The following is a 21,208-nucleotide window of genomic DNA, read 5'->3' as shown; positions in this document are numbered from 1 at the left end:
TCATACGATGCGGCGGGGGCGATTAGGTGATCCCGGGGCGCCCTTGTATACTGCGCGCCTTTCGCGAGGCGCCCCCCGGTTGGCGCCGTGGGCCAGCGGCACCGCCAGCCCCTTCCGCCCCCTTTGATTTCCAGCAGCCTGAACCGGCTCGGACAGATTCCCCGCAGCAGGCGCGTTCAGGAGGTTTTACATGCCGTTTTCCGATCTGGGCCTTTCCGAAGGCCTGCTGCAAGCCGTTGCCCAGGAAGGCTACACCGACCCTACGCCGATCCAGGCCCAGGCCATCCCGGTGGTGCTGTCGGGCCGCGACCTGCTGGCCGCCGCCCAGACCGGCACCGGCAAGACCGCCGCCTTCACCCTGCCGCTGCTGCACAAGCTGGGCCTGACCCCGCCGGACCCCAACGGCACGCATCGCGTGCGGGCCCTGGTGCTGGTGCCGACCCGCGAACTGGCCGCCCAGGTGGCCGACAGCGTGCGCACCTACGGCAAGCAGCTGCGCCACCTGCGCACCGTGATGGTGGTGGGCGGCGTCAACATCAACCCGCAGATCGACAACCTCAAGCGCGGCTGCGACATCCTGGTCGCCACGCCGGGCCGCCTGCTGGACCTGGCCGGCCAGCGCGCCGTGCACCTGGGCAAGGTCGAGTTCCTGGTGCTGGACGAGGCCGACCGCATGCTCGACATGGGCTTCATCCACGACATCAAGCGCGTGCTGGCCCTGCTGCCCCAGACGCGCCAGAACCTGATGTTCTCGGCCACCTTCTCCAAGGAAATCCGCTCGCTGGCGGAGGGCCTGCTGAAGAATCCCGCGACCATCGACATCGCGCCGCGCAATTCGGCGGCGGAGACGGTGACGCAGCGCGTGGTTCATACCGACAAGACGCAGAAGGCGGACCTGCTGGCCTACATGATCAGCAGCGGCAACTGGCGCCAGACCCTGGTGTTCACGCGCACCAAGCATGCCGCCAACCGCCTGGCCGAGAAGCTGGCCAAGTGGGACATCACCACCGCGGCGCTGCACGGCAACAAGAGCCAGAACGCGCGTACCCGCGCGCTGGCCGACTTCAAGTCCGGCGCGGTGCGCGTGCTGGTGGCCACCGACATCGCCGCCCGCGGCCTGGACATCGACCAGCTGCCGCATGTGGTGAACTTCGAGCTGCCGAACGTTCCGGAGGACTACGTCCACCGCATCGGCCGCACCGGCCGTGCCGGTGCCGAGGGCGAGGCGGTCTCGCTGGTGTCGCCCGAAGAGCGCGGCGAACTCAAGGATATCGAGCGCCTGCTGAAGAAACCCGTGCCGGTCATGACGGTCGAAGGCTACACGCCGCGTCCGCAGGCGCCGGAACCGCCGCGCCCGCCGCGCCCGCCCCAGGGCCAGCGCCGCCAGAACACCGAGCGCGGCCGCGACAAGGGCTCCGACAAGCGTCCTCAGCAGGCGGGGCCGGGCGGCCGCAAGTCCTGGCAGACCAAGGGTTCGCCGCACAAGACCGCCGAGCATCTGGCGGGCAAGAGCCGCAAGGTTCACTGAGGTACTTGCAGGAGCGGCGGTTGGCCGCGAGGGGAGGTCGTCATGACCACCATCCTTGGCGGTTTGCGGCCGCTCCTGCGAGTTATCCGTGATGTCCCCCGCGGGCAGCCGCCCGCGGGTCATGATTCACCTGGAGTAACGACATGAAGCGCATCTTTGCCGGCAACCTGCCCAGCGACACCACCGAGGCGGAGCTGTCCGCCCTGTTCGCCGGTTTTGGCCGCGTGCGCTCGATCAAGCTGATGCAGGACGTGTTCAGCGGCCAGTGCAAGGGCTTCGGGTTCATCGAGATGGAGGGCCACGAGGCCCGCGCCGCGATCGCCGGCCTCAACGGCAAGGAACTGCGCGGCAAGCCGCTCAAGGTCAACGAGGAACAGCCGCGCGACAAGAACGGCCGGGGCCGCCGCTAAAAGGCGAACCCCTGCGGGAGCGGCCCTGGCCGCTCCCGCTACAAGACGGCCTAACCCGCCTTGATCTCCTTTACCCCGACCGGCGTGCCCAGCAGCAGCACGTCGGCCGGGCGGTGGGCGAACAGGCCCACGGTGACCACGCCGGCAATCTGGTTGATCTGGGCCTCCAGCTTCACCGGGTCCAGGATCTCCAGGCCGCGCACGTCGATGATGACGTTGCCGTTGTCGGTGATGACGCCGTCGCGCAGGTAGGGCTGGCCGCCCAGCTTGACGATCTCGCGGCCGACATAGCTCTGCGCCATCGGGATCACCTCGATCGGCAGCGGGAACTTGCCCAGCACGCCGACCAGCTTGGATTCGTCGGCGATGCAGATGAACTTGCGCGAAGCCCCCGCCACGATCTTCTCGCGCGTCAGCGCCGCGCCGCCGCCCTTGATCAGCTGGAGGTGCTTGTTGGCCTCGTCGGCACCGTCGACGTAGATCGACAGCGTGCCGGTCTTGTTCAGGTCCAGCACCGGGATGCCGATCTTCTTCAGGCGCTCGGTGGAGGCGTTGGATGAGGAGACGGCGCCGGGAATGTCGTCGCGGATCCTGGCCAGGGCGTCGATGAAGTAGTTGACGGTGGAGCCGGTGCCCACGCCGAGGACCTCGCCGGGTACGACGTACTTGAGTGCGGCTTCGGCGGCGGCCTTCTTGGCCTCGTCCTGGGTCATGACGGGTGCTCGGTTGGAATGGGTCAGGCTTTGGGCGGCCGCGAGCCGAACAGGGCGCTGCCCACCCGGACGAGCGTGGAGCCCTCCGCGATGGCGTCTTCCAGGTCGTCCGACATGCCGGCCGAAATTGTATCCACTTCCAGCCCGGACCGGCGCAGTTCGTCGAACAGTCCGCGCAATGCGCGGAACGGCGCACGGCGGTCGGCGGCGGCCGCGGCAGGAGCCGGAATCGCCATCAGGCCGCGCAGGCGCAGCCGCGGCAGCCGCGCCACGGCCCGGCACAGCTCCAGCGTCTCGGCCGGCGCGCAGCCCGATTTGCTGGCCTCGCCGGAGACGTTGACCTGCACGCAGACGTCCAGCGGCGGCAGGGCTGCCGGGCGCTGCTCGGACAGGCGCTGGGCGATCTTCAGGCGTTCCACGCCGTGGACCCAGTCGAAGCGCTCCGCCAGCGGGCGGGTCTTGTTGGACTGGACCGGGCCGATGAAATGCCATTCCAGCGCCAGGTCGGCCAGTTGGGCCTGCTTGTCCAGGGCTTCCTGCAGGTAGTTCTCGCCGAAGGCGCGCTGCCCGGCGGCTTGCGCCTGCCGGATTTCCGCCGGGCCGAAGGTCTTGGAAACCGCCAGCAGTTCGACGGCAGTTCCAGGCCGTCCGGCGGCCTTGCAGGCGGCGGCGATCCGCGTCCGGACCGAGGCCAGGTTGTAGGGAATGTCCGTCATGTTGCCTGCGCGCCTAAATGCCGATAACGTCTCGGGAATCAAAGCAAAGAGCATAGCTGGGGAGCTACCGAATGGACATCGCGCAGTTGCTGACCTTCAGCGTCAAACAGGGCGCGTCAGACCTGCACCTTTCCGCTGGGGTCGAGCCGATGATCCGTGTCGACGGCGATGTCAAGCGCATCAACCTGCCGCCGCTGGACCACAAGCAGGTCCACGACATGGTGTACGACATCATGAACGACAAGCAGCGCAAGGCCTGGGACGAGTTCCTGGAAACGGACTTCTCCTTCGAGATTCCCGGCCTGGCGCGCTTCCGCGTCAACGCCTTCACCCACTCGCGCGGCTCCGGCGCGGTGTTCCGTACCATTCCCTCCAAGATCCTGTCGCTGGAAGACCTCAAGTGTCCGTCCATCTTCAAGGACATCGCCGAGTATCCGCGCGGCGTCGTGCTGGTGACCGGCCCGACCGGCTCCGGCAAGTCGACGACCCTGGCCGGCATCATCAACCACATCAACGAGAACGAGTACGGCCACATCCTCACCATCGAGGACCCGATCGAATTCGTCCACCAGTCCAAGAAGTGCCTGATCAACCAGCGCGAAGTGCATCGCGATACCCTGGGCTTCAACGAGTCGCTGCGCTCGGCTCTGCGTGAAGACCCCGACGTCATCCTGGTGGGCGAAATGCGCGACCTGGAGACCATCCGCCTGGCGCTGACCGCCGCGGAAACCGGACACCTGGTGTTCGGCACCCTGCACACCTCGTCGGCCGCCAAGACCATCGACCGCATCATCGACGTGTTCCCGGCGGCGGAGAAGGAAATGGTGCGCGCGATGCTGTCCGAATCGCTGCGCGCGGTGATCTCGCAGACCCTGCTGAAGAAGAAGGGCGGCGGCCGCGTGGCGGCGCACGAGATCATGATCGGCACTCCCGCCATCCGCAACCTGATCCGCGAGGCCAAGGTCGCCCAGATGTACTCGGCGATCCAGACCGGCCAGAAGGAGGGCATGCAGACGCTGGACCAGTGCCTCAAGGAAATGGTCAAGAAGGGCGTCGTCGGGCTGGAAGAGGCCCGCATCAAGTCCGCGGATCCGCGCAACTTCACCGTCAATTGATTCGGGTCGGAAGAACCCAGGGAGGCCGGCGATGGAACGCGACCAGGCAATAAAACTCGTACAGCAGCTGCTCACGCTGATGAAGCAGAAGGGCGCATCGGACCTGTTCATCTCGGCGGGCTTCCCGCCGGCGATCAAGCTCGACGGCCAGATGACGCCGGTGATGGACAAGCCGCTGCAGCCCGAGCAGGCGGCCATCATCATGCGTTCGCTGATGAACGACCGCCAGATCAAGGAATTCGAAGCCACCAACGAGTGCAACTTCGCGATCAGCCCGCCGGGCATCGGACGCTTCCGCGTCAACGCCTTCGTGCAGCAGGGCCGCGTCGGCGGCGTGATGCGTACGATCAACACCACGATCCCGACCTTCGAGCAGCTGGGCCTGCCCCAGCAGCTGCAGAAGGTGGTGATGGAGAAGCGCGGCCTGGTGCTGATGGTGGGCGCCACCGGCTCGGGCAAGTCGACCTCGCTGGCCGCGATGGTGGGCTATCGCAACGCCAACTCGCGTGGCCACATCATCACCATCGAGGATCCGATCGAGTACGTGCACCCGCACAACGGCTGCATGGTGACGCAGCGCGAGGTCGGACAGGACACCTTTTCCTGGGAGAACGCCCTCAAGAACACGCTGCGCCAGGCACCGGACGTGATCCAGATCGGTGAAATCCGCACCCGCGAGACCATGGAGTACGCGGTCAATTTCGCGGAAACCGGCCACCTGGTGCTGTCCACGCTGCATGCCAACAGCGCCAACCAGGCGCTGGACCGCATCATCAACTTCTTCCCCGAGGAGAAGCGCGAACAGCTGCTGATGGACCTCTCGCTCAACCTCAAGGCCATCATCTCCCAGCGCCTGGTACGCAAGGAAGGCGGCGGCCGAGCCGCGGCGATGGAGATCATGATCAACTCGCCGCTGATCTCGGACATGATCTTCAAGGGCGAGGTGGCCGGCATCAAGGAGGTCATGGCCCGCTCCAACGAGCAGGGCATGATCACCTTCGACCAGTTCCTGTTCGAGCTGTTCGAGGACGGCGTCATCAACTACGACGAGGCGGTCCGCAATGCCGACTCGCAAAACGAGCTGCGCCTGCGCGTGAAGCTCGAATCCCGCCGTGCGCGCCAGAACCTGATGGACGACGACATGGTGCGCAAGATGCAGATGAAGGAAGAAGAGAAATCGCAGCTGATGCATCGCTGATCGTGCATCCGACTCGAACACAGGGAGTGGTACCCAGATGCTGAAGATCCTGCCGTACCTGAAACTGGCGGTGGAGAAGAACGCCTCCGACATCTTCTTCACGGCCAATGCGCCGGCGATGCTGAAAATCGAGGGCGAGATGCACGCCGTGGGCAAGACGCTGATGACCACCGAGTTCATCCGCGAACTGGCCTACAGCATCCTGACCCCGGAGCAGCAGAAGCACCTGGAGGAGCACTGGGAACTGGACCTGGCGACCCAGGCCGGCGGTCTGGGCCGCTTCCGCGTCAACATCTTCAACCAGCGCGGCACGCTGGCCATGGTGCTGCGCTACGTGAAGTCGCAGGTGCCGACCATCGCCGAACTGGGCGTGCCCGAGGTGCTGGGCGACCTGATCATGCTCAAGCGCGGCATGATCCTGATGGTGGGCGCCACCGGCTCGGGCAAGTCCACGACGCTGGCGGCGATGATCAACCACCGCAACGAGCTGGCCAGCGGCCATATCCTGACGATCGAGGACCCGGTGGAGTTCGTCCACCCCAACCGCCGCAGCATCGTCAACCAGCGCGAGGTCGGCACCGACACGGTGAGCTACGAGCGCGCGCTGAAGAGCTCGCTGCGCGAGGCGCCGGACATGATCCTGATCGGCGAGGTGCGCGTGCGCGAGACCATGGAGGCCTGCATCCAGCTGGCCAACACCGGCCACCTGGCGGTCTCCACGCTGCATGCCAACAACGCCTACCAGGCGCTGCAGCGCATCGTGAACCTGTACCCGCCGGACCTGCGCGACCAGCTCTACATGGACATGTCGCTGACGCTGCGCGCGATCATTTCGCAGCGCCTGGTGCGCCGCAAGGACGGCCGCCGCGTGCCGGCCTTCGAGGTCATGATCAACACGCCGTACGTGCAGGAACTGATCCTCCACAAGCGCATCGACGAGATCAAGGACGCCATGAACCAGTCCTCGGACAAGGGCATGCTGACCTTCGACGCCTCGCTCTACGGCCTCTACAAGCAGGGCATCATCGAACTCGACGAGGCCCTGAACAACGCCGACTCCCGCACCAACCTCGAAGCCAAGATCAACTTCGGGGGGTGAGGCCAAAAAATGTCCAAAGGACATTTTTTGGCCGAACGCCCGGCCATGGATGGCCGGGCCGGGGGGCCATCAGGCAACAGAAGTCGCGCCATGGATGGCCTCCATGATCTCCCCATCGGAACCCCAGGACATTTTTTGGCCGAACGCCCGGCCATGGAGTGATTGGCCTCGCTGAGGCATGACCTATGTCATGCCGAAGTAAGCCAATCACGGGCCGGGGGGCCATCAGGCAACAGCAGTCGCGCCATGGATGGCCTCCATGATCTCCCCATCGGAACCCCAGGACATTTTTTGGCCGAACGCCCGGCCATGGAGTGATTGGCCTCGCTGAGGCATGACCCATGTTATGCCGAAGTAAGCCAATCACGGGCCGGGGGTCCATCAGGCAACAGAAGTCCCGCCATGGATGGCCCCCCTGATCCCCCCTCAGAACCCCGGACTTTTTTTAGCCGAACGCCGCCACGGACGGCCCGCCCGGCGCTACTTCCGTCGCTTCTTCGGCTTCTTCGGGGACTTGCCCGCGTGGAGCTGGACGTAGCTTTCGGCCAGGAACTGCAGGTACTGCTCCATGCTCTCGGCACGCGCAATCTCGGGCTCTTCCAGGGGACGGTTGCGCAACTGGTCCAGCAGGTCGGCGGCGGCTCCCATGTGCTCCAGCAGCCGGTCCGGGCTCATGGACAGCAGTTCCTGCTCCACCAGCTTGATGCGCAGGGTCATGCGCAGGAACAGCAGCTTGGTGCCCTCGACCTCGCGCTCCCGCGCGGCGGCAGGGGCAGGGGGCTCGACGGCGGGGGCGGCTTCCGTCGGCGCATCCGCCGTGGCCGGGACCTCGGCGGCGGGGGGCTGCGGGCCGGCGGGCATCCCGTCCGGAGCCGGTTCCTGGACGGGGCCGGGCTCCGCGGCGGCGGGCGGCTCCGGGGCCGGGCTGGCGGGTTCGGCGGCCTGCAGGGGGCCGCAGGCGGCCAGGGCGATCAGGGCGGCGAGGAGGCGCGCGGACATGGGCAAGAACGGGGTAAGTGGCCCGCCAGCTTAGCAAAAACCGGTGCCGGCACGGCCCGGCACTTGCGCCGCGAGGCCTGAATCACTAAACTCCGCGACCTTTCTGGCCTCCCTCGGGGGCGCCAGGGCTGTACCGAGGTTGCCTCCGGGCAACTGAACTATAACTACCGATGTGGAATGGAACGATGAAGACCATCTTCGTGAATTCCGAAACCGTCAAGCGCGACTGGTACGTGATTGACGCAACGGACAAGACGCTGGGCCGCCTGGCCACCGAGTGCGCGCGCCGCCTGCGCGGCAAGCACAAGCCCGAGTACACCCCGAACTGCGATACCGGCGACTACATCGTCGTGATCAACGCGGAGAAGGTGCGTACCACCGGCAACAAGGTCCAGGACAAGGTCTACTACCGTCACACCGAGTACCCGGGCGGCATCCGCTCGACCACGCTCGGCAAGATGCTGCAGGAGCACCCGACCCGCGTCATCGAGAAGGCGGTCAAGGGCATGCTGCCGACCGGCCCCCTGGGCTTCGCCCAGTTCCGCAAGCTGAAGGTCTATGCCGGTGCCGAGCACCCGCACACCGCCCAGCAGCCGAAGCCGCTCAACTTCTAAGGTTCCGATCCATGGCCAAGAACATCGAATACAAGTACGGCACGGGCCGTCGCAAGACTGCCGCGGCGCGCGTGTTCCTCAAGCCGGGCTCCGGCGCGATCACCATCAACAGCAAGACGGTCGAGGAGTACTTCGGCCGTGAGACCTCCCGCATGCTGGTTCGCCAGCCGCTGGAACTGGTCGACGCGCTGACCCGCTTCGACATCAAGGTCACCGTCGTCGGCGGTGGCCCCTCGGGCCAGGCCGGTGCCGTGCGCCACGGCATCACCCGCGCGCTGATGCAGTACGACGAGAGCTTCCGCCCGGCGCTGCGCGCCGCCGGCCTCGTCACCCGCGACGCCCGCGAGGTCGAGCGCAAGAAGGTCGGCCTGCACAAGGCCCGTCGCGGCACGCAGTACTCCAAGCGCTAAAAAATCGCTTGGCTTTTGGGGCGGCGGGGTTATACTCGCCGCCCTGCGATTTCCGGTTCCGGATGGGAGATCGTCTAATGGTAGGACAACAGATTCTGACTCTGTTTATCTAGGTTCGAGTCCTAGTCTCCCAACCATCCGAATCAACACGACAGCCCGCGCAAGCGGGCTTTCTTGTGTCTGGAGCCCAGAGAACCATGACGAAGATCATCCTCACCCCGTTTGCGCGCACGCGCCTGTTCCCGTCCTCCGGCCGCCGCAACGCCATCGTCGGTGCCACGCCCGCGGACTGGGAGCGCTACCTCAACGAGCATGAGCCGCTGAAGGTTCTCGACGGCTACGCGCCGTTCTGCAAGCTGCACGTGCACGCCAACTGGACCCAGACGCGCTGCCTGACGGTACCCATCACTCCCGAAAACCAGCACCTGCTGCGCAGCGGCTACGAGGCGCGCTCGCGCGAGGAGCTGCCGGTGCTGGTGCGCTGGTTCGAGGGCGTGGAACCGCCGGTGGCGAGCTACCTCGTGGTGATCCTGTACAGCCGCGAGCAGATGCAGAAGGAAGGCACGCCGGTGGACGCCGACTGGGGCGTGGTCGGCTGCCTGGCCACGGCCGAGCCGGAAGAGATCCCGATGGCGCCGATCACCATGATGCGCAACGCGCTCGGCGTGGACGAGGGCGGTTCCGGCGTGCCGCTGGACCGCGACGCCTACCGCCGCAGCGTCGAATTCTGGGAGCGCAACGCCAACTGGCGCGTCTAGGATCCTGCACCGGATCCAAAAAAAGAGGCCCGCTCGGGGCGGGCCATGGGGATTCCAAGGGAGTCGCCTTCAGCATGCGCCGGAAATCCGGCGCCGGGTGAGCCGTTTCGCCGCCGGAAAACCCCCTTCTGTCGGTGCCGCCGGGGCTCCGGGCTTGTCGAGGGCGGGGGCGGGAAGCCGGAATTGCCTTAGAATCCCGGCCGTTATCCCTCACCCGTTGCCCGGAGTTCCCCTTGGACGATTTACAGGACCTGCTCGACCGCAATGAACGCTGGGCCGAGCGTGTGGTGGCCGAAGATCCCGAGTTCTTCAAGCGCCTGGTTGGCCAGCAAACCCCGAAGTACCTCTGGATAGGCTGCTCGGATTCACGCGTGCCGGCCAACGAGATCGTCGACCTGCAACCGGGCGAACTGTTCGTCCACCGCAACATCGCCAACGTGGTGCCGCTGTCGGACGTCAATGCGCAGTCGGTGATCCAGTTCGCCGTGGAGGTGCTCAAGGTGGAGCACATCATGGTGGTGGGCCATTACCGCTGCTCCGGCGTGCATGCGGCCCTGCATGCCAAGGAACTGGGCGGCGTCTCGGACTTCTGGCTGAGCCAGGTACGATCGGTGGCGGCGCGTCATGCCTCGGTGCTGGGCGAGCAGGACAACGACCATCGCCGCGAATCCTTCCTCTGCGAACTGAACGTGCTGGAGCAGGCCTTCAACGTCTGCTCCTCGGTGCCGGTGCGCAATGCCTGGGGCCGCGGGCAGAAGCTGGCCGTGCACGGCTGGATCTACCGCCTGGGTGACGGCCGCCTGCGCCACCTGGACTTCAGCGTGGACGGCGAGACCGACCTGGAACTGCTGCGGGCCGAGGCCGTCGCCAAGATTGGCGCGGCCCGGCGCGAACACTACTCGGGCCGCCGGGAAGCCTGATGCGCATCGACCTCGCCGGCCGTCGCGCCCTGGTAACCGGGGGCACCGGCGCGATCGGTTCGCGCATCTGTGCCGCGCTGGCCCGGGCCGGCGCGCAGGTTACGGCCAACTGCGCCGAGTCCGACCTGCCGGCGGCGCAGGAACAGCAGGCGCGCTGGCGCAAGGAGAGCCTGGAAATCGCCCTGGAGCCCTTCGACGTGGCCCGCTTCGAGGCCTGTGCCGGCGCGCTGGCACGCATCGGCACGGTCGATATCCTGGTCAACTGCGCCGGCATCACCCGCGACGCGCCGTTGCGGCGCATGCAGCCGCAGCAGTGGCAGGACGTGCTGCGCGTGAACCTCGACAGTGTCTTCAACGTCAGCCGGCATGTCATCGAAGGCATGTGCGAGCGCGGCTGGGGACGCATCGTCAACATCTCCTCGGTCAACGGCCAGAAGGGGCAGTTCGGCCAGACCAACTACTCCGCGGCCAAGGCCGGGGTACACGGCTTCACCATGGCGCTCGCCGCGGAAACCGCGCGCAAGGGCGTGACCGTCAATACGGTCTCTCCGGGCTACATCGACAGCCCCATGATCCGTGCCGTGCCCGAGGACATCCGCGCCCGCATCCTCGAAGGCATTCCCGCTGGCCGCTTCGGCCAGCCCCAGGATATCGCCGACGCGGTGACCTTCCTTTGCGCGGAGCAGGCGGCCTTCATCACCGGTGCCAACCTGCCCGTCAACGGCGGGCAGTTCATGTCGGCCTAGCCTGCACATGCAGGAATCGCCTGGCCATTGCGCGCCAAGTCAATTCACCGATTGTCCTGATTTCAGGGAAGGCCATTTAAAACAATGGCTTGATCGCAATCTTGTGTCCTGACATTAGTAAAATTCGATCACTTCTTGTATTTGACACAATTCGTGAATAAGATTCACGGCACATAATCGCATTACATTCTTACTGCCTCTCCGGTCTCGCATGGGTACCAAGGAACGTCGCCAGCGTGAGTTCGAGGACCGGGAAAAGGTCTTCCTCGACTGTGCGCGCGACCTGATCCGCGACGAGGGGCTGCTGAACCTGCAGATGTCGCGCATCGCCGAAAAGAGCGAGTACGCGGTCGGAACCCTCTACAAGCATTTCGCCTCCAAGGAAGACCTGCTGCTGGCCCTGGCCGCGGTGGATACCGAAAAGCACGTATCGATGTTCCAGCGCGCGACGCAATGGAAGGCGAGCCCGCGCGACCGCATGGTCGCGATCGCGGTGGCCGACATGATCTTCGTGCGCCGCAACCCGGATTTCTTCCGGCTCGGGCAGTACGTCTTCACCGAGGTGGTGTGGAAGGCGGCATCCCCCGAGCGGCGGCAGGCCATGCTCGCCGCCAGCGACCCGATCGCCGACGTGGTGGTGGGCATCGTCAATGACGCGGTCGCGGCCGGTGAGCTGGAGCTCCGAGACATGTCGGCCGAGGAGATCTGCACCGGGCTTTGGGCGCTGTCGGCGGGGACGCACAACCTGGTCCATGCCGAGGGCGTGCTTGAGGATTTCAACGTGCGCGACCCTTACCGGCTGATGTGCCGACATACGCAGGTCATGCTCAATGGCTACGGCTGGCATCCGCTGGTGGACGTCAGCGACGGCGCGGCCCTGGACGCGCTGATCAAGAGAATTTGCAACGAGGTGTTCGATGACCTGTGCAGCGAATAAGACGCGGCCGCTGGCCCTGCTGCTGATCGGCATGCTCGGCGGCGCTGCCGCCCCTGCCTCGGCGATGACGCTCGGCGATGCCTACCAGCGTGCCGTGCAGCACGACCCGGCGATCGCGAGTTCCCTGGCCCAGTACGAGGCCGACCGCGAGGCCAGCGAACTGGAGCGCGCCACCCTGCGGCCGGTGGTTTCGGCCAGCGGCAAGTACGAGTACGCGCGCACCGATGCCAAGGGTGTGTTCGGCAGCGCCGACGATCCCTATCCGTCCTGGTCGGCTGCCCTCTCGGCCCGCCAGCCGCTGTTCCGCCTGGACTGGTTCGCCCGCGGCGATCGCGCCAGCGCGCTGGATGAACTGAGCGACATCTCCGTGGTGGATCGCCGCCAGAAGCTGCTGCTGCGCGTGGCGGAGCGCTATTTCGGCGTGCTCAATGCCCAGGACGCCGTGTCCCAGGCCGGGGCCGAGGCCGAGGCGGTGCGCGAATCGCTGGAGGATACGCGCAAGCGCTACGAGGTGGAGCTGGTGCCGGGTACCGATCTCAAGGAAGCCCAGGCGCGCGACGACCTGGCGCAGGCGCGCCTGCTGTCGGCGCGGCGCTCGCTGGAGAACGCCCGCGATGCACTGGACGAGGTGACCGGCAATGGCCGCGTCGACCTGCCGCAGATCGGGGAGAACACCGTGTTCCCGCCGCTGCAGCCGGCCCAGGTGGACGATTGGGTCAAGGCGGCGCGCGATCACAACCCGGGCATCCTGCAGGCACGGCAGAACCTGGTGATCGCCGGTGCCGACCGCCGCAGCCGCGTGGCCGAGGCGGCGCCGTCGCTGGACCTGGTGGGCAAGGTGGCGCGCAGCGACGACAGCGAGTTCGATTTTGGCCAGAGGATGGACGACTCGCGCGTCGGCGTGGAGCTGACCGTGCCGCTGTACGCCGGCGGCGCCGTCAGCGCCGCCAAGCGCCAGGCCGCCGCCAAGGAGCGCTTCGCCGCCGCCGAACTCAGCCGCACCACGCTGGAGACCGAGCGCCAGACGCGCCAGCTCTTCAACCAGGTGCAGACGGCCTATGCCGAGACCGAGGCCTACCACAAGGCGCTGATCTCGGCCCAGGCGGCGGAGAAGGCGACGCGCGCCGGCTACGAGGCCGGCACCCGCACCATCACCGACGTGCTCGATGCGCAGTCGCGCACGGTGCAGGCGCGCCTCAACTACGACTCCACCCGCTACTCGCTGCTGCTGAACCTGCTGCAGCTCAAGCAGGCCGCCGGCAGCCTGACCGAGCGGGACTTCGCCCAGATCGACCAATTGCTGTCCCCCCAAGCGCAGTAAGACACGGATTGCCCTGAAGGACCTGTTATGACCAAGAGAATGATCATCATGCTGGTGCTGGTCACCGTCGTCTTCGGCGGTGTGTTCGGCATGAAGTACATGGGCAACGTAATGATGAACAAGTACGTTGACGCCATGCCGGTCCCGGCGGCGACGATCACGGCCGGCGCGGTGAAGAAGATGAGCTGGGACAACCGTCTCGAGGCCATCGGCAGCTTCGTGCCGGTCAACGGCACCGACGTCACCACCGAGGCCGGCGGCATCGTCACCGCGATCCACTTCGAGTCGGGCCAGCGCGTGCAGAAGGGCGACCGCCTGGTGACGCTGGACGCCGCCAACGAGCGCGGCGAATACAAGCGCCTGCAGGCCCAGGCCGAACTGGCCGAGCTCAACCGCGCCCGCCGCGAGAAGCTCTACAAGCTCGAGGCGATCTCCAAGTCCGACTACGACGCCGCGGTCAGCGAGGCCAATGCCGCCAAGGCCGCCGTCGAGGCGCAGGGCGCCAAGCTGGCGCAGAAGGAAATCCGTGCCCCCTTCGCCGGCGAACTGGGCATCCGCCGCGTCAACGTCGGCCAGTTCATCAATCCGGGCTCGCCGATCGTCAACCTGCAGTCGCTGGACCCGATCGACATCGACCTGACCCTGCCGGAGCAGTACATCGCCTCGGTGAAGCCGGGCTTCAAGGTGGCGGTCAGGGTCGAGGCCTATCCGGAGCTGGAGTTCGCCGGCCAGATCCTGGCGGTGGAGCCGAAGATCGACGAGGCCACCCGCAACTTCAAGCTGCGCGCCCGCCTGCCGAACCCGGACCACCAGTTGCGCGCGGGCCAGTTCGGCCGCGTGCGCCTGGAACTGCCGGGTTCGCGCGAGATCCTGGCGATCCCGCGTACCGCGATCAACTACGACTCCTACGGCACCTCGGTTTTCGTGGTGCAGAAGAAGAAGGTCGATCCCAATGCGCCCAAGCCGGAGCCCATGCCGGGCATGCCGCCGGCGCCGCAGGTCGACTTCGAGGTGGCGCAGCGCTTCATCAAGGTCGGAGACGCCCGCGGCGACTTCGTGGCCGTGATCGACGGCATCAAGGAAGGCGAACAGGTGGCGACCTCCGGCCTGCTGAAGCTGCGCAACCAGCAGCCGGTGATCATCACCCAGGAAGGCGAGCTGAAGAACACCCTGACGCCGAAGCCGGCGGAGGGCTGAAACCGCCGGAGCCGGCGGATGCCCGCTGGGCATCCGCCCGGCGGTTTCGGGCCTGGCCCGGATGACCGGGCGGGGAGTGTCTTGCCGTGGCTGGCGATGACCGTGACAGGCCCGGCCTGTAGAGGCTGCAAAGCAGTACGAGCAGTACAAGCTGTAGCTGCCGTTCCCCCGAACGCCGGCGAACCCAGAAGCAGGTGCGACACATGAACTTCACCGACATCTTCATCAAGCGGCCGGTCCTGGCGACGGTCATCAGCCTGGTCATCCTGCTGCTGGGCGTGCGCGCCTTCTTCAACCTGACCGTGCGCGAGTACCCCTTCCTGCAGAACGCGCAGCTGCTGGTCACGGTGGCCTATCCGGGTGCCGATCCGGCCCTGGTGGAAGGCTTCATCACCACGCCGCTGGAGCGCGAGATCGCCACGGCGGACGGCATCGACTTCCTGACGTCCACCAGCGCGCAGGGCCTGAGCACCATCACCGCCAACCTGCGCATGGACAAGAGCCCGGCCGAGGCGATGACCGACATCTCGGCCAAGGTCGCCAAACTGCGCAGCCAGATGCCAGAGGGCTCCGAGGACCCGATCATCACGGTGGCCGAGGGCGGCGGCACCGCGGCGATGTACCTGACCTATTCGTCCCTGGTGCTGGACAAGAGCCAGATCACCGACTACCTGACCCGCGTGGTGGAGCCGCAGCTGGCCGCTATCCCGGGCATCGAGCGCGCCGAACTGCAGGGTGCGCGCACCTACGCCATGCGCATCTGGCTCAAGCCCGACCGCCTGGCGGCGCACAACCTCACCGCGGGGGAGGTCTTCTCCCGCATCCGCCAGCAGAACGTGCTGTCGGCGGTGGGCGAGACCAAGGGCAACTTCGTCAAGATCGGCCTCTCGGCGCAGACCGACCTGCGCACCACCGACGAATTCCGGCAGCTGGTGGTCAAGTCCGACGGCAATACCGTAGTGCGCCTGGGCGACGTCGCCAACGTCATCCTCGGCTCCGAGACCTATGAGGGCGGCGCCGGCTGGGACGGCGACCCGGCGCTGTTCGTGGCGATCAAGATCCGCCCTGACGGCAACGTGCTCGACGTGACCAAGGCGGTCAACGACATGTGGCCGTCCATGCTCAAGGCGCTGCCGGAGGGCCTCAAGGCGGAGATCGGCTACGACTCGACGATCTACATCAAGGAAGCGATCAACGAGGTGGTCAAGACCCTGATCGAGGCCGTGCTGATCGTCATCGTGGTGATCTTCCTGTTCCTGGGGTCGATGCGCAACTCGCTGATCCCGGCGATCACCGTGCCGCTGTCGCTGGTGGGCGGCCTGTTCATCATGCTGATCATGGGCTTCACCATCAACCTGCTGACGCTGCTGGCGATGGTGCTGGCAATCGGCATGGTGGTGGACGACGCCATCATCGTGATGGAGAACATCCACCGCCACATCGAAGAGGGCATGAAGCCCTTCGACGCCTCCATCAAGGGCGCGCGCGAGCTGGTCGGCCCGGTCATCTCCATGACCATCACGCTGATGGCGGTGTACGCGCCGATCGCCTTCCTGGGCGGCATCACCGGCAAGCTGTTCACGGAGTTCGCCTTCACGCTGGCGGGCAGCGTACTGGTGTCGGGCGTCATCGCGCTGACTCTCACGCCGATGATGTGTGCACGTATCCTCAAGCCCACCCATGGCGAGGGGGCCGAGGAGAACCGCCTGGCGACCTGGCTCGACACGAAGTTCGAACAGTGGCGCAACGCCTTCAAGCGGCGCCTGCACAGCGCGCTGGAAACGCGCCTGGTGATCATGGTGTTCGGCGCGCTGATGTTCGCGTCCTGCATCGCGCTGTTCCGTTCCACGGCCGCCGAGCTGGCGCCGGAGGAGGACCTGGGCTTCGCCTTCTCCATCAGCGAGACCGACGGCTACGCTACCCAGGAGTACATGGACGAGTACTTCGCGGCGGTGCAGAAGGTCGCGCTGAAGCATCCGGAGCTGGATCACATCTTCACCTTCGTGATCGACACCAACCAGGCCTTCATGGGCATGGTGATGAAGCCCTGGACCGAGCGCCAGACTTCCACCAAGAACATCCTGGCGGAACTGCAGCCCGACATGGAAAAGGTCAGCGGCATCCGCTGGGCGGGCATCCAGCCGCCGCCGCTGCCGACGCCGGGCCAGGGCTATCCGGTGGAGTTCGTGCTCAAGTCCACCACCGACCCCATCACCATGGCACGCATCGGCGACGAGATCATCCAGCGTACCATGGCGACCAAGAAGTTCTTCTACGCCGCGCCGCGCCTGCGCGTCGACCGCCCCGAGGCGGTGATCGAGATCGACCGCGACAAGGCGGCGCTGCTGGGCGTGGACATGGCGCAGCTGTCGGGCGACCTGTCGGCCCTGCTGGCCGGCGGCGAGGTCAACCGCTTCTCCTACGACGCCCGGTCCTACAAGGTGATCCAGCAGGTGGAACGCGGCGAGCGCCTCAACCCGGCGCAGCTCGAGGGCTACTACACGCGCGCCTCCAACGGCGAGCTGATCCCGATCTCGACGCTGGTGAAGATCAGCTCCCGCATCGTGCCGCGCTCGATCGAACATGCCCAGCAGCTCAACTCCAACACCATCGTCGCGGTGCCGCGTCCCGACGTGACCCAGGGCGAGGCCCTGAAGATCCTGGAGGACATCTCCGCCGAGGTGATGCCGGCCGGCTTCCAGGTCGACTACGCCGGTCCTTCGCGCCAGTTCAAGACGGAAGGCTCGGCGCTGCTGGTGACCTTCGCCTTCGCGTTGATCATCATCTACCTGGTGCTGGCGGCCCAGTTCGAGTCCTTCCGCGACCCGCTGGTGATCCTGGTGACGGTGCCGATGGCCATCTGCGGTGCCTTGCTGGTGCTGAACATCTTCGGCATTACCAACGGCATGCAGCTGACGGCCTTGCCCGGCATGACGCTGAACATCTACACGCAGGTCGGCCTGATCACCCTGATCGGCGTGATCTCCAAGCACGGCATCCTGATCGTGGAGTTCGCCAACAAGCTGCAGGAGCAGGGCCTGAACAAGCGCGAGGCGATCGAGGAAGCGACGTCGGTGCGACTGCGCCCGGTGCTGATGACCACCGCGGCCCTGGTGATCGGCATGGTGCCGCTGCTGCTGTCCTCGGGCCCCGGCACCGCCGCCCGCTTCTCGATGGGCCTGGTGATCGCCGCGGGCATGTCGATCGGCACGCTGTTCACGCTGTACGTGGTGCCGGCCATGTACCTGTACCTGGGCCACGACCTGTCGAAATCGCATGCGCCGGCGGCGCAGCCGCAGCTCAATCACTGATTTTTTTCCGCTCTCAGCCCATTCGGCCCGCGCAAGCGGGCCTTTTTTTGCCCGTCGTCCGGGCTCAGCCGGCCTTGCGGCGCGCCCGGGCGGCCGGCTTCACCGCCGCCTCCATGTAGGGCCCCAGGAAGCCGGCCATCGCCGCCACCGCGGCGTCGCGGTAGGCCGGCGTGATCTCGCCGTGCTCGAAGAACGAGCGGCGGAAGCAGGCGGTGCCGATGTCCGCGGCCAGGGTCGTCAGGTCCGGCGGACCTTCGGGCAGCAGGCCGCCCTGGTACCAGACCATGCGTCCCAGTTCACCCAGGCGCTGGTTGGTCCGCTCCTGCGCGCGGTAGCTGTCGTCGGTGACGGCACCGCCCAGGATCAGCAGGCGTGCCGCGGGGTGGGCATTGTGGAAGGCGACCGCATGGTCGACCACCGCGGCGGTGCCGTCGCGCCAGCCCAGGTTGCGCAGCTCCTCGGCGCGGGAGAAGAACACCGCCTCCAGTTCCACCAGGTAGCGCCCCACCAGCTCGTTGAGGATCGCGTAGGGCGTGGGGAAGTAGGCGTAGACGCTGCCGCGCGTGTAGCCCAGGCGCTCGGCCAGGGCCGGGATCGAGAAGCCCGAGAGCCCCTGCTCGGTCAGCAGCGTCTCGGCCGCCTGCAGGATGCGGTCGAAGCGGTCCTTCGCGCGCCGCTGCGTGGGCTGCCGCGCTACGGCCGAGGGGTCCAGGGCGTCGTTCATGAGGGCGAAGCATAGTGGCCGCTCATCTAATTGACAAATGTCAATATTGGAATATATTGACAAAAGTCATAACAAACCCAGGTCATGGACTGTTGGAGGAGACAGCATGAACCACGGCATATCCCGATCAGGCCTGCTGCTGGCAGGCGTCCTTTGTACCGCGCTGCTGTCCGCCTGCGCGCCCAGTCGCAGCAGCCCCGTCGGCGCCGGCGGCGAGGGCGGGGCGCGCAGCCTGGACGAACACTTCGGCAGCCGCGTGCAGCCCAACCTCGACTTTTGCCGCAGCTGTCATGTCCCTGGCGGCGTGGCCGACGTGGAGGACGGCCGCGACTTCATGCTGTCCGCGGGCAAATCCCAGGACATGCAGGATCTGCGGGCCAACTGGGAGCGCCTGGGCGGCAACAACCCCACCTCGCGCATCCTGCTGATGGCTTCCGGGCAGGAGACGCCGCATACCGGCGGCGCCCCTTGGCCCGTGGACAGCGCGCCGTACCGGAACATGGAAATCCTGCTGAAGTGCTTCGGGGATCCCTCGACCTGCAGCCTCGGGGGCGGCATCGACGTGGGCGAACTGCTGCCGCTGCTGGGAAGCTCCCGCGGCGGGCATCGCTGGTTCGACTTCTGCGAGGGCAAGGACGACGAGGCCGCACTGCCCGCGGACCCGCGCTCGCTGGTGCAGCCCGGGTTCAATGACGGCAAGGCGGTCTACTACAACGCCTGGTGGAAAGACTGCCACGCCGAGCCGGAGAAGGTGAACGAGCGCCCGCACCCGAAGACCTGCGGCGAACTGCGCGCCAGCCATGACCGCGGCGCGATCCTGATGGAGGGCCTGGGGCGGGTCGGCGCGGGCAACTTCTTCGCGGCCACCGGCGAGGGCGGACTGTTCTCGACCACCGCCGACGGCTACAACAAGCTCTGGCGCATCTGGGGCCTGAGCGAGCGTCCCGACAACTTCGACGACCTGGTGGCGGAGCGTTTCGGCCTGCCGCGCACGCCGGAGCGCAATCCCTATCCGCTGCCGGGCGAAGACCCCAACGACCCGGCGGTGGATGGCGGCAGCGGCCAGTTGCCCGCCAGCCTCACGCAGACTCGTACGGCTGACGGCCGCTGGACCGGCCGCATCGGCCTGAACTGCCACGGCTGCCACAGTGGCCAGATCGGCACGCCGGCGGACGGCCCTGGACTGGGCCTGGCCTACGGCTCGGGCAATCCCAACGGCGACGTCTCGGTCATTGCCCGCGACCTGGGCCTGACCGGCGCGCCTGCCATCTCGGCCTTCGCGCTGTTCAGCACGCAGCGCGGCACCAACAACGCGGCCTTCTTCAACATCGCCGCTCTGGGCGGCGTGCGGCCCGACCTGTCGCTGCTCGACACGCTGCGCTCGGGATCCAACGCCTCTGGCGACAATCCGGCGTGGTGGAACATGGGCCATCGTCCGCTGAAGTTCTGGAACGGCTCCTTCCCGGCCGATGCGGTACGCGTGGACCTGGCCTTCTTCACGCCGCTGGGTGGCGGTGACTCGGCGGCGTTCGTCAGCGAGCATGCGCAGGATGCCGACCACTGGGTGCTGGCGCGCAAGGCGCCGGCCTATCCGCTGCCGGTCGACACGGCGCTAGCGGAGCAGGGCGCCATCCTGTTCCACAGCAAGAACCTCTGGGCCGAGGGCCTGGAAAATCCCGCGCAGCGTCCGGCCGGCGGCAACGGTTCCTGCGCCAGCTGCCACGGTGCCTATTCGCCGCGCTTCGTGCATGACAAGGCTTATCTCGCCGACCCGGCGCTGGAAGGCGTCGCCAGCTACGTGGCGCCCAAGGCGGTGATCCGCACCGACTTCGCCCGCGCCATGACCGACAACGAGGGTGTGTCGCAGGCCCTGTCGCGCACCTCCATCGGCTATCCCGAGACGGCCGACGCCGGTCCGCAGAAGGATTGCGGAGCACAGACCCGCGCCGACACGCGTGGCGACGACCGCGAGATCGGCTATCTCGCGCCGCCGCTGTACGGCGTCTGGGCCACTGCTCCGTACCTGCACAACGGCTCGGTGCCCGATGCCTGGACCCTGCTGAAGCCGTCCGAGCGCCCGCGCCTGTGGCGCCGGGTCTCCACGCCGCCGCGTCCCGACCAGGACGGCAAGGTGGTGATGGGCTTCGACACGGATATCGGTCGTGCCTACGACGCCGCGAAGCTCGGCTGGAAGTACGACGTCATGGCCTGCGGCGCCGGCACCGTTCCCTTCCTCGACTGCAATCCGGCGAACCCGGACGAGGATCCCCTGGTGCGGGCATTGATCAACGCGCTCTACGGCAACCTGCTGGCGGCCTGGAACATCGGCAATGTCACCTCGCTGCTGCAGTTCACGCCGCAGCAGATCGAGGATCGCAAGATCTACAACAGCAATCTCTTCAGCCAGGGCAACGAGGGTCACGACTTCACGGCGGTGCTGACCGACACAGAGCGCCGCGCGCTGATCGAGTACCTGAAAACGCTGTAGTCCC

19 protein-coding genes and 1 tRNA gene are annotated in these 21,208 nt (G+C 66.7%); 16 read left to right on the top strand and 4 right to left on the bottom strand.

Annotated features, from left to right (window positions below; all coding sequences use genetic code 11):
- The first annotated feature begins 190 nt into the window (after positions 1–190).
- Complete coding sequence (locus C3942_RS03225) at positions 191–1,528, top strand: DEAD/DEAH box helicase (RefSeq protein ID WP_104228874.1); 1,338 nt, start codon at positions 191–193, stop codon at positions 1,526–1,528.
- 143 nt (positions 1,529–1,671) lie between these two features.
- The gene (locus tag C3942_RS03220) at positions 1,672–1,938 is read left to right on the top strand and encodes an RNA recognition motif domain-containing protein (protein WP_104228873.1); all 267 of its coding nucleotides are present in this window, start codon (positions 1,672–1,674) and stop codon (positions 1,936–1,938) included.
- 50 nt (positions 1,939–1,988) lie between these two features.
- Here C3942_RS03220 and rpiA read toward each other — a convergent pair whose 3' ends face one another.
- Positions 1,989–2,651, bottom strand: a complete 663-nt coding sequence (gene rpiA / locus C3942_RS03215) for a ribose-5-phosphate isomerase RpiA (protein WP_104228872.1) — start codon at positions 2,649–2,651, stop codon at positions 1,989–1,991.
- Between the two features lie 23 nt (positions 2,652–2,674).
- On the bottom strand, positions 2,675–3,367 hold the full coding sequence (locus tag C3942_RS03210; protein WP_104228871.1) for a YggS family pyridoxal phosphate-dependent enzyme: 693 nt from the start codon (positions 3,365–3,367) through the stop codon (positions 2,675–2,677).
- Between the two features lie 71 nt (positions 3,368–3,438).
- Between C3942_RS03210 and C3942_RS03205 the strand changes: the two genes are divergently transcribed.
- The 3 genes from C3942_RS03205 to C3942_RS03195 are packed head-to-tail and all read left to right on the top strand — an operon-like array spanning position 3,439 to position 6,779.
- Positions 3,439–4,482, top strand: a complete 1,044-nt coding sequence (locus C3942_RS03205; RefSeq protein WP_104228870.1) for a type IV pilus twitching motility protein PilT — start codon at positions 3,439–3,441, stop codon at positions 4,480–4,482.
- A 31-nt stretch (positions 4,483–4,513) separates the two neighbouring features.
- Positions 4,514–5,680, top strand: coding sequence for a PilT/PilU family type 4a pilus ATPase (locus tag C3942_RS03200; protein WP_104228869.1), 1,167 nt, complete (start codon positions 4,514–4,516; stop codon positions 5,678–5,680).
- Between the two features lie 37 nt (positions 5,681–5,717).
- Positions 5,718–6,779, top strand: coding sequence for a PilT/PilU family type 4a pilus ATPase (locus tag C3942_RS03195; RefSeq protein ID WP_104228868.1), 1,062 nt, complete (start codon positions 5,718–5,720; stop codon positions 6,777–6,779).
- Positions 6,780–7,259: 480 nt separating this feature from the next.
- Here C3942_RS03195 and C3942_RS03190 read toward each other — a convergent pair whose 3' ends face one another.
- Entirely contained in the window at positions 7,260–7,778 is a 519-nt protein-coding gene (locus tag C3942_RS03190) for a hypothetical protein (RefSeq protein ID WP_104228867.1), read from the bottom strand.
- A 185-nt stretch (positions 7,779–7,963) separates the two neighbouring features.
- Here C3942_RS03190 and rplM point away from each other — a divergent pair, with 185 nt between their 5' ends.
- From rplM to C3942_RS03140, 10 genes are all read left to right on the top strand, one after another.
- Entirely contained in the window at positions 7,964–8,392 is a 429-nt protein-coding gene (gene rplM, locus C3942_RS03185; RefSeq protein WP_104228866.1) for a 50S ribosomal protein L13, read from the top strand.
- An 11-nt stretch (positions 8,393–8,403) separates the two neighbouring features.
- Positions 8,404–8,802: a 30S ribosomal protein S9 gene (rpsI, locus tag C3942_RS03180; RefSeq protein WP_104228865.1), complete on the top strand. Its 399-nt coding sequence runs from the start codon at positions 8,404–8,406 to the stop codon at positions 8,800–8,802.
- A gap of 63 nt (positions 8,803–8,865) precedes the next feature.
- A tRNA-Gln gene (locus C3942_RS03175) sits at positions 8,866–8,939 on the top strand.
- Between the two features lie 60 nt (positions 8,940–8,999).
- Positions 9,000–9,560: a DUF3228 family protein gene (locus C3942_RS03170; RefSeq protein WP_104228864.1), complete on the top strand. Its 561-nt coding sequence runs from the start codon at positions 9,000–9,002 to the stop codon at positions 9,558–9,560.
- Positions 9,561–9,793: 233 nt separating this feature from the next.
- Positions 9,794–10,480, top strand: coding sequence for a carbonic anhydrase (locus C3942_RS03165; protein WP_104228863.1), 687 nt, complete (start codon positions 9,794–9,796; stop codon positions 10,478–10,480).
- Positions 10,480–11,226 carry an acetoacetyl-CoA reductase gene (gene phbB / locus C3942_RS03160; protein ID WP_104228862.1) on the top strand — a complete coding sequence of 249 codons (747 nt, stop codon included), beginning with the start codon at positions 10,480–10,482 and terminating at the stop codon, positions 11,224–11,226. Before C3942_RS03165 ends, phbB begins: the two co-directional genes overlap by 1 nt.
- A gap of 211 nt (positions 11,227–11,437) precedes the next feature.
- Positions 11,438–12,163, top strand: coding sequence for a TetR/AcrR family transcriptional regulator (locus tag C3942_RS03155; RefSeq protein WP_104228861.1), 726 nt, complete (start codon positions 11,438–11,440; stop codon positions 12,161–12,163).
- Positions 12,144–13,484 (top strand): TolC family outer membrane protein, encoded by a 1,341-nt coding sequence (locus C3942_RS03150; protein WP_104228860.1) that lies wholly within the window; start codon positions 12,144–12,146, stop codon positions 13,482–13,484. The genes C3942_RS03155 and C3942_RS03150 overlap by 20 nt, the downstream gene beginning before the upstream one ends.
- Before the next feature lie 27 nt (positions 13,485–13,511).
- Positions 13,512–14,681 (top strand): efflux RND transporter periplasmic adaptor subunit, encoded by a 1,170-nt coding sequence (locus C3942_RS03145; RefSeq protein WP_104228859.1) that lies wholly within the window; start codon positions 13,512–13,514, stop codon positions 14,679–14,681.
- Positions 14,682–14,884: 203 nt separating this feature from the next.
- The gene (locus C3942_RS03140; RefSeq protein WP_104228858.1) at positions 14,885–17,992 is read left to right on the top strand and encodes an efflux RND transporter permease subunit; all 3,108 of its coding nucleotides are present in this window, start codon (positions 14,885–14,887) and stop codon (positions 17,990–17,992) included.
- A 64-nt stretch (positions 17,993–18,056) separates the two neighbouring features.
- Here the strand turns inward: C3942_RS03140 and C3942_RS03135 are convergent, their stop codons facing one another.
- The gene (locus C3942_RS03135) at positions 18,057–18,716 is read right to left on the bottom strand and encodes a TetR/AcrR family transcriptional regulator (protein WP_104228857.1); all 660 of its coding nucleotides are present in this window, start codon (positions 18,714–18,716) and stop codon (positions 18,057–18,059) included.
- Positions 18,717–18,822: 106 nt separating this feature from the next.
- On the opposite strand from C3942_RS03135, the gene C3942_RS03130 reads away from it, so the two are divergent.
- The gene (locus C3942_RS03130; RefSeq protein WP_104228856.1) at positions 18,823–21,204 is read left to right on the top strand and encodes a c-type cytochrome; all 2,382 of its coding nucleotides are present in this window, start codon (positions 18,823–18,825) and stop codon (positions 21,202–21,204) included.
- The last annotated feature ends 4 nt before the right edge of the window (positions 21,205–21,208 follow it).

This window comes from Solimonas fluminis, assembly GCF_002930645.1.
Taxonomy (GTDB): Bacteria; Pseudomonadota; Gammaproteobacteria; order Nevskiales; family Nevskiaceae; genus Solimonas_A; species Solimonas_A fluminis.
Note: the sequence above shows the minus strand (reverse complement) of the source record. Positions and strands in the feature narration are given on the sequence as shown.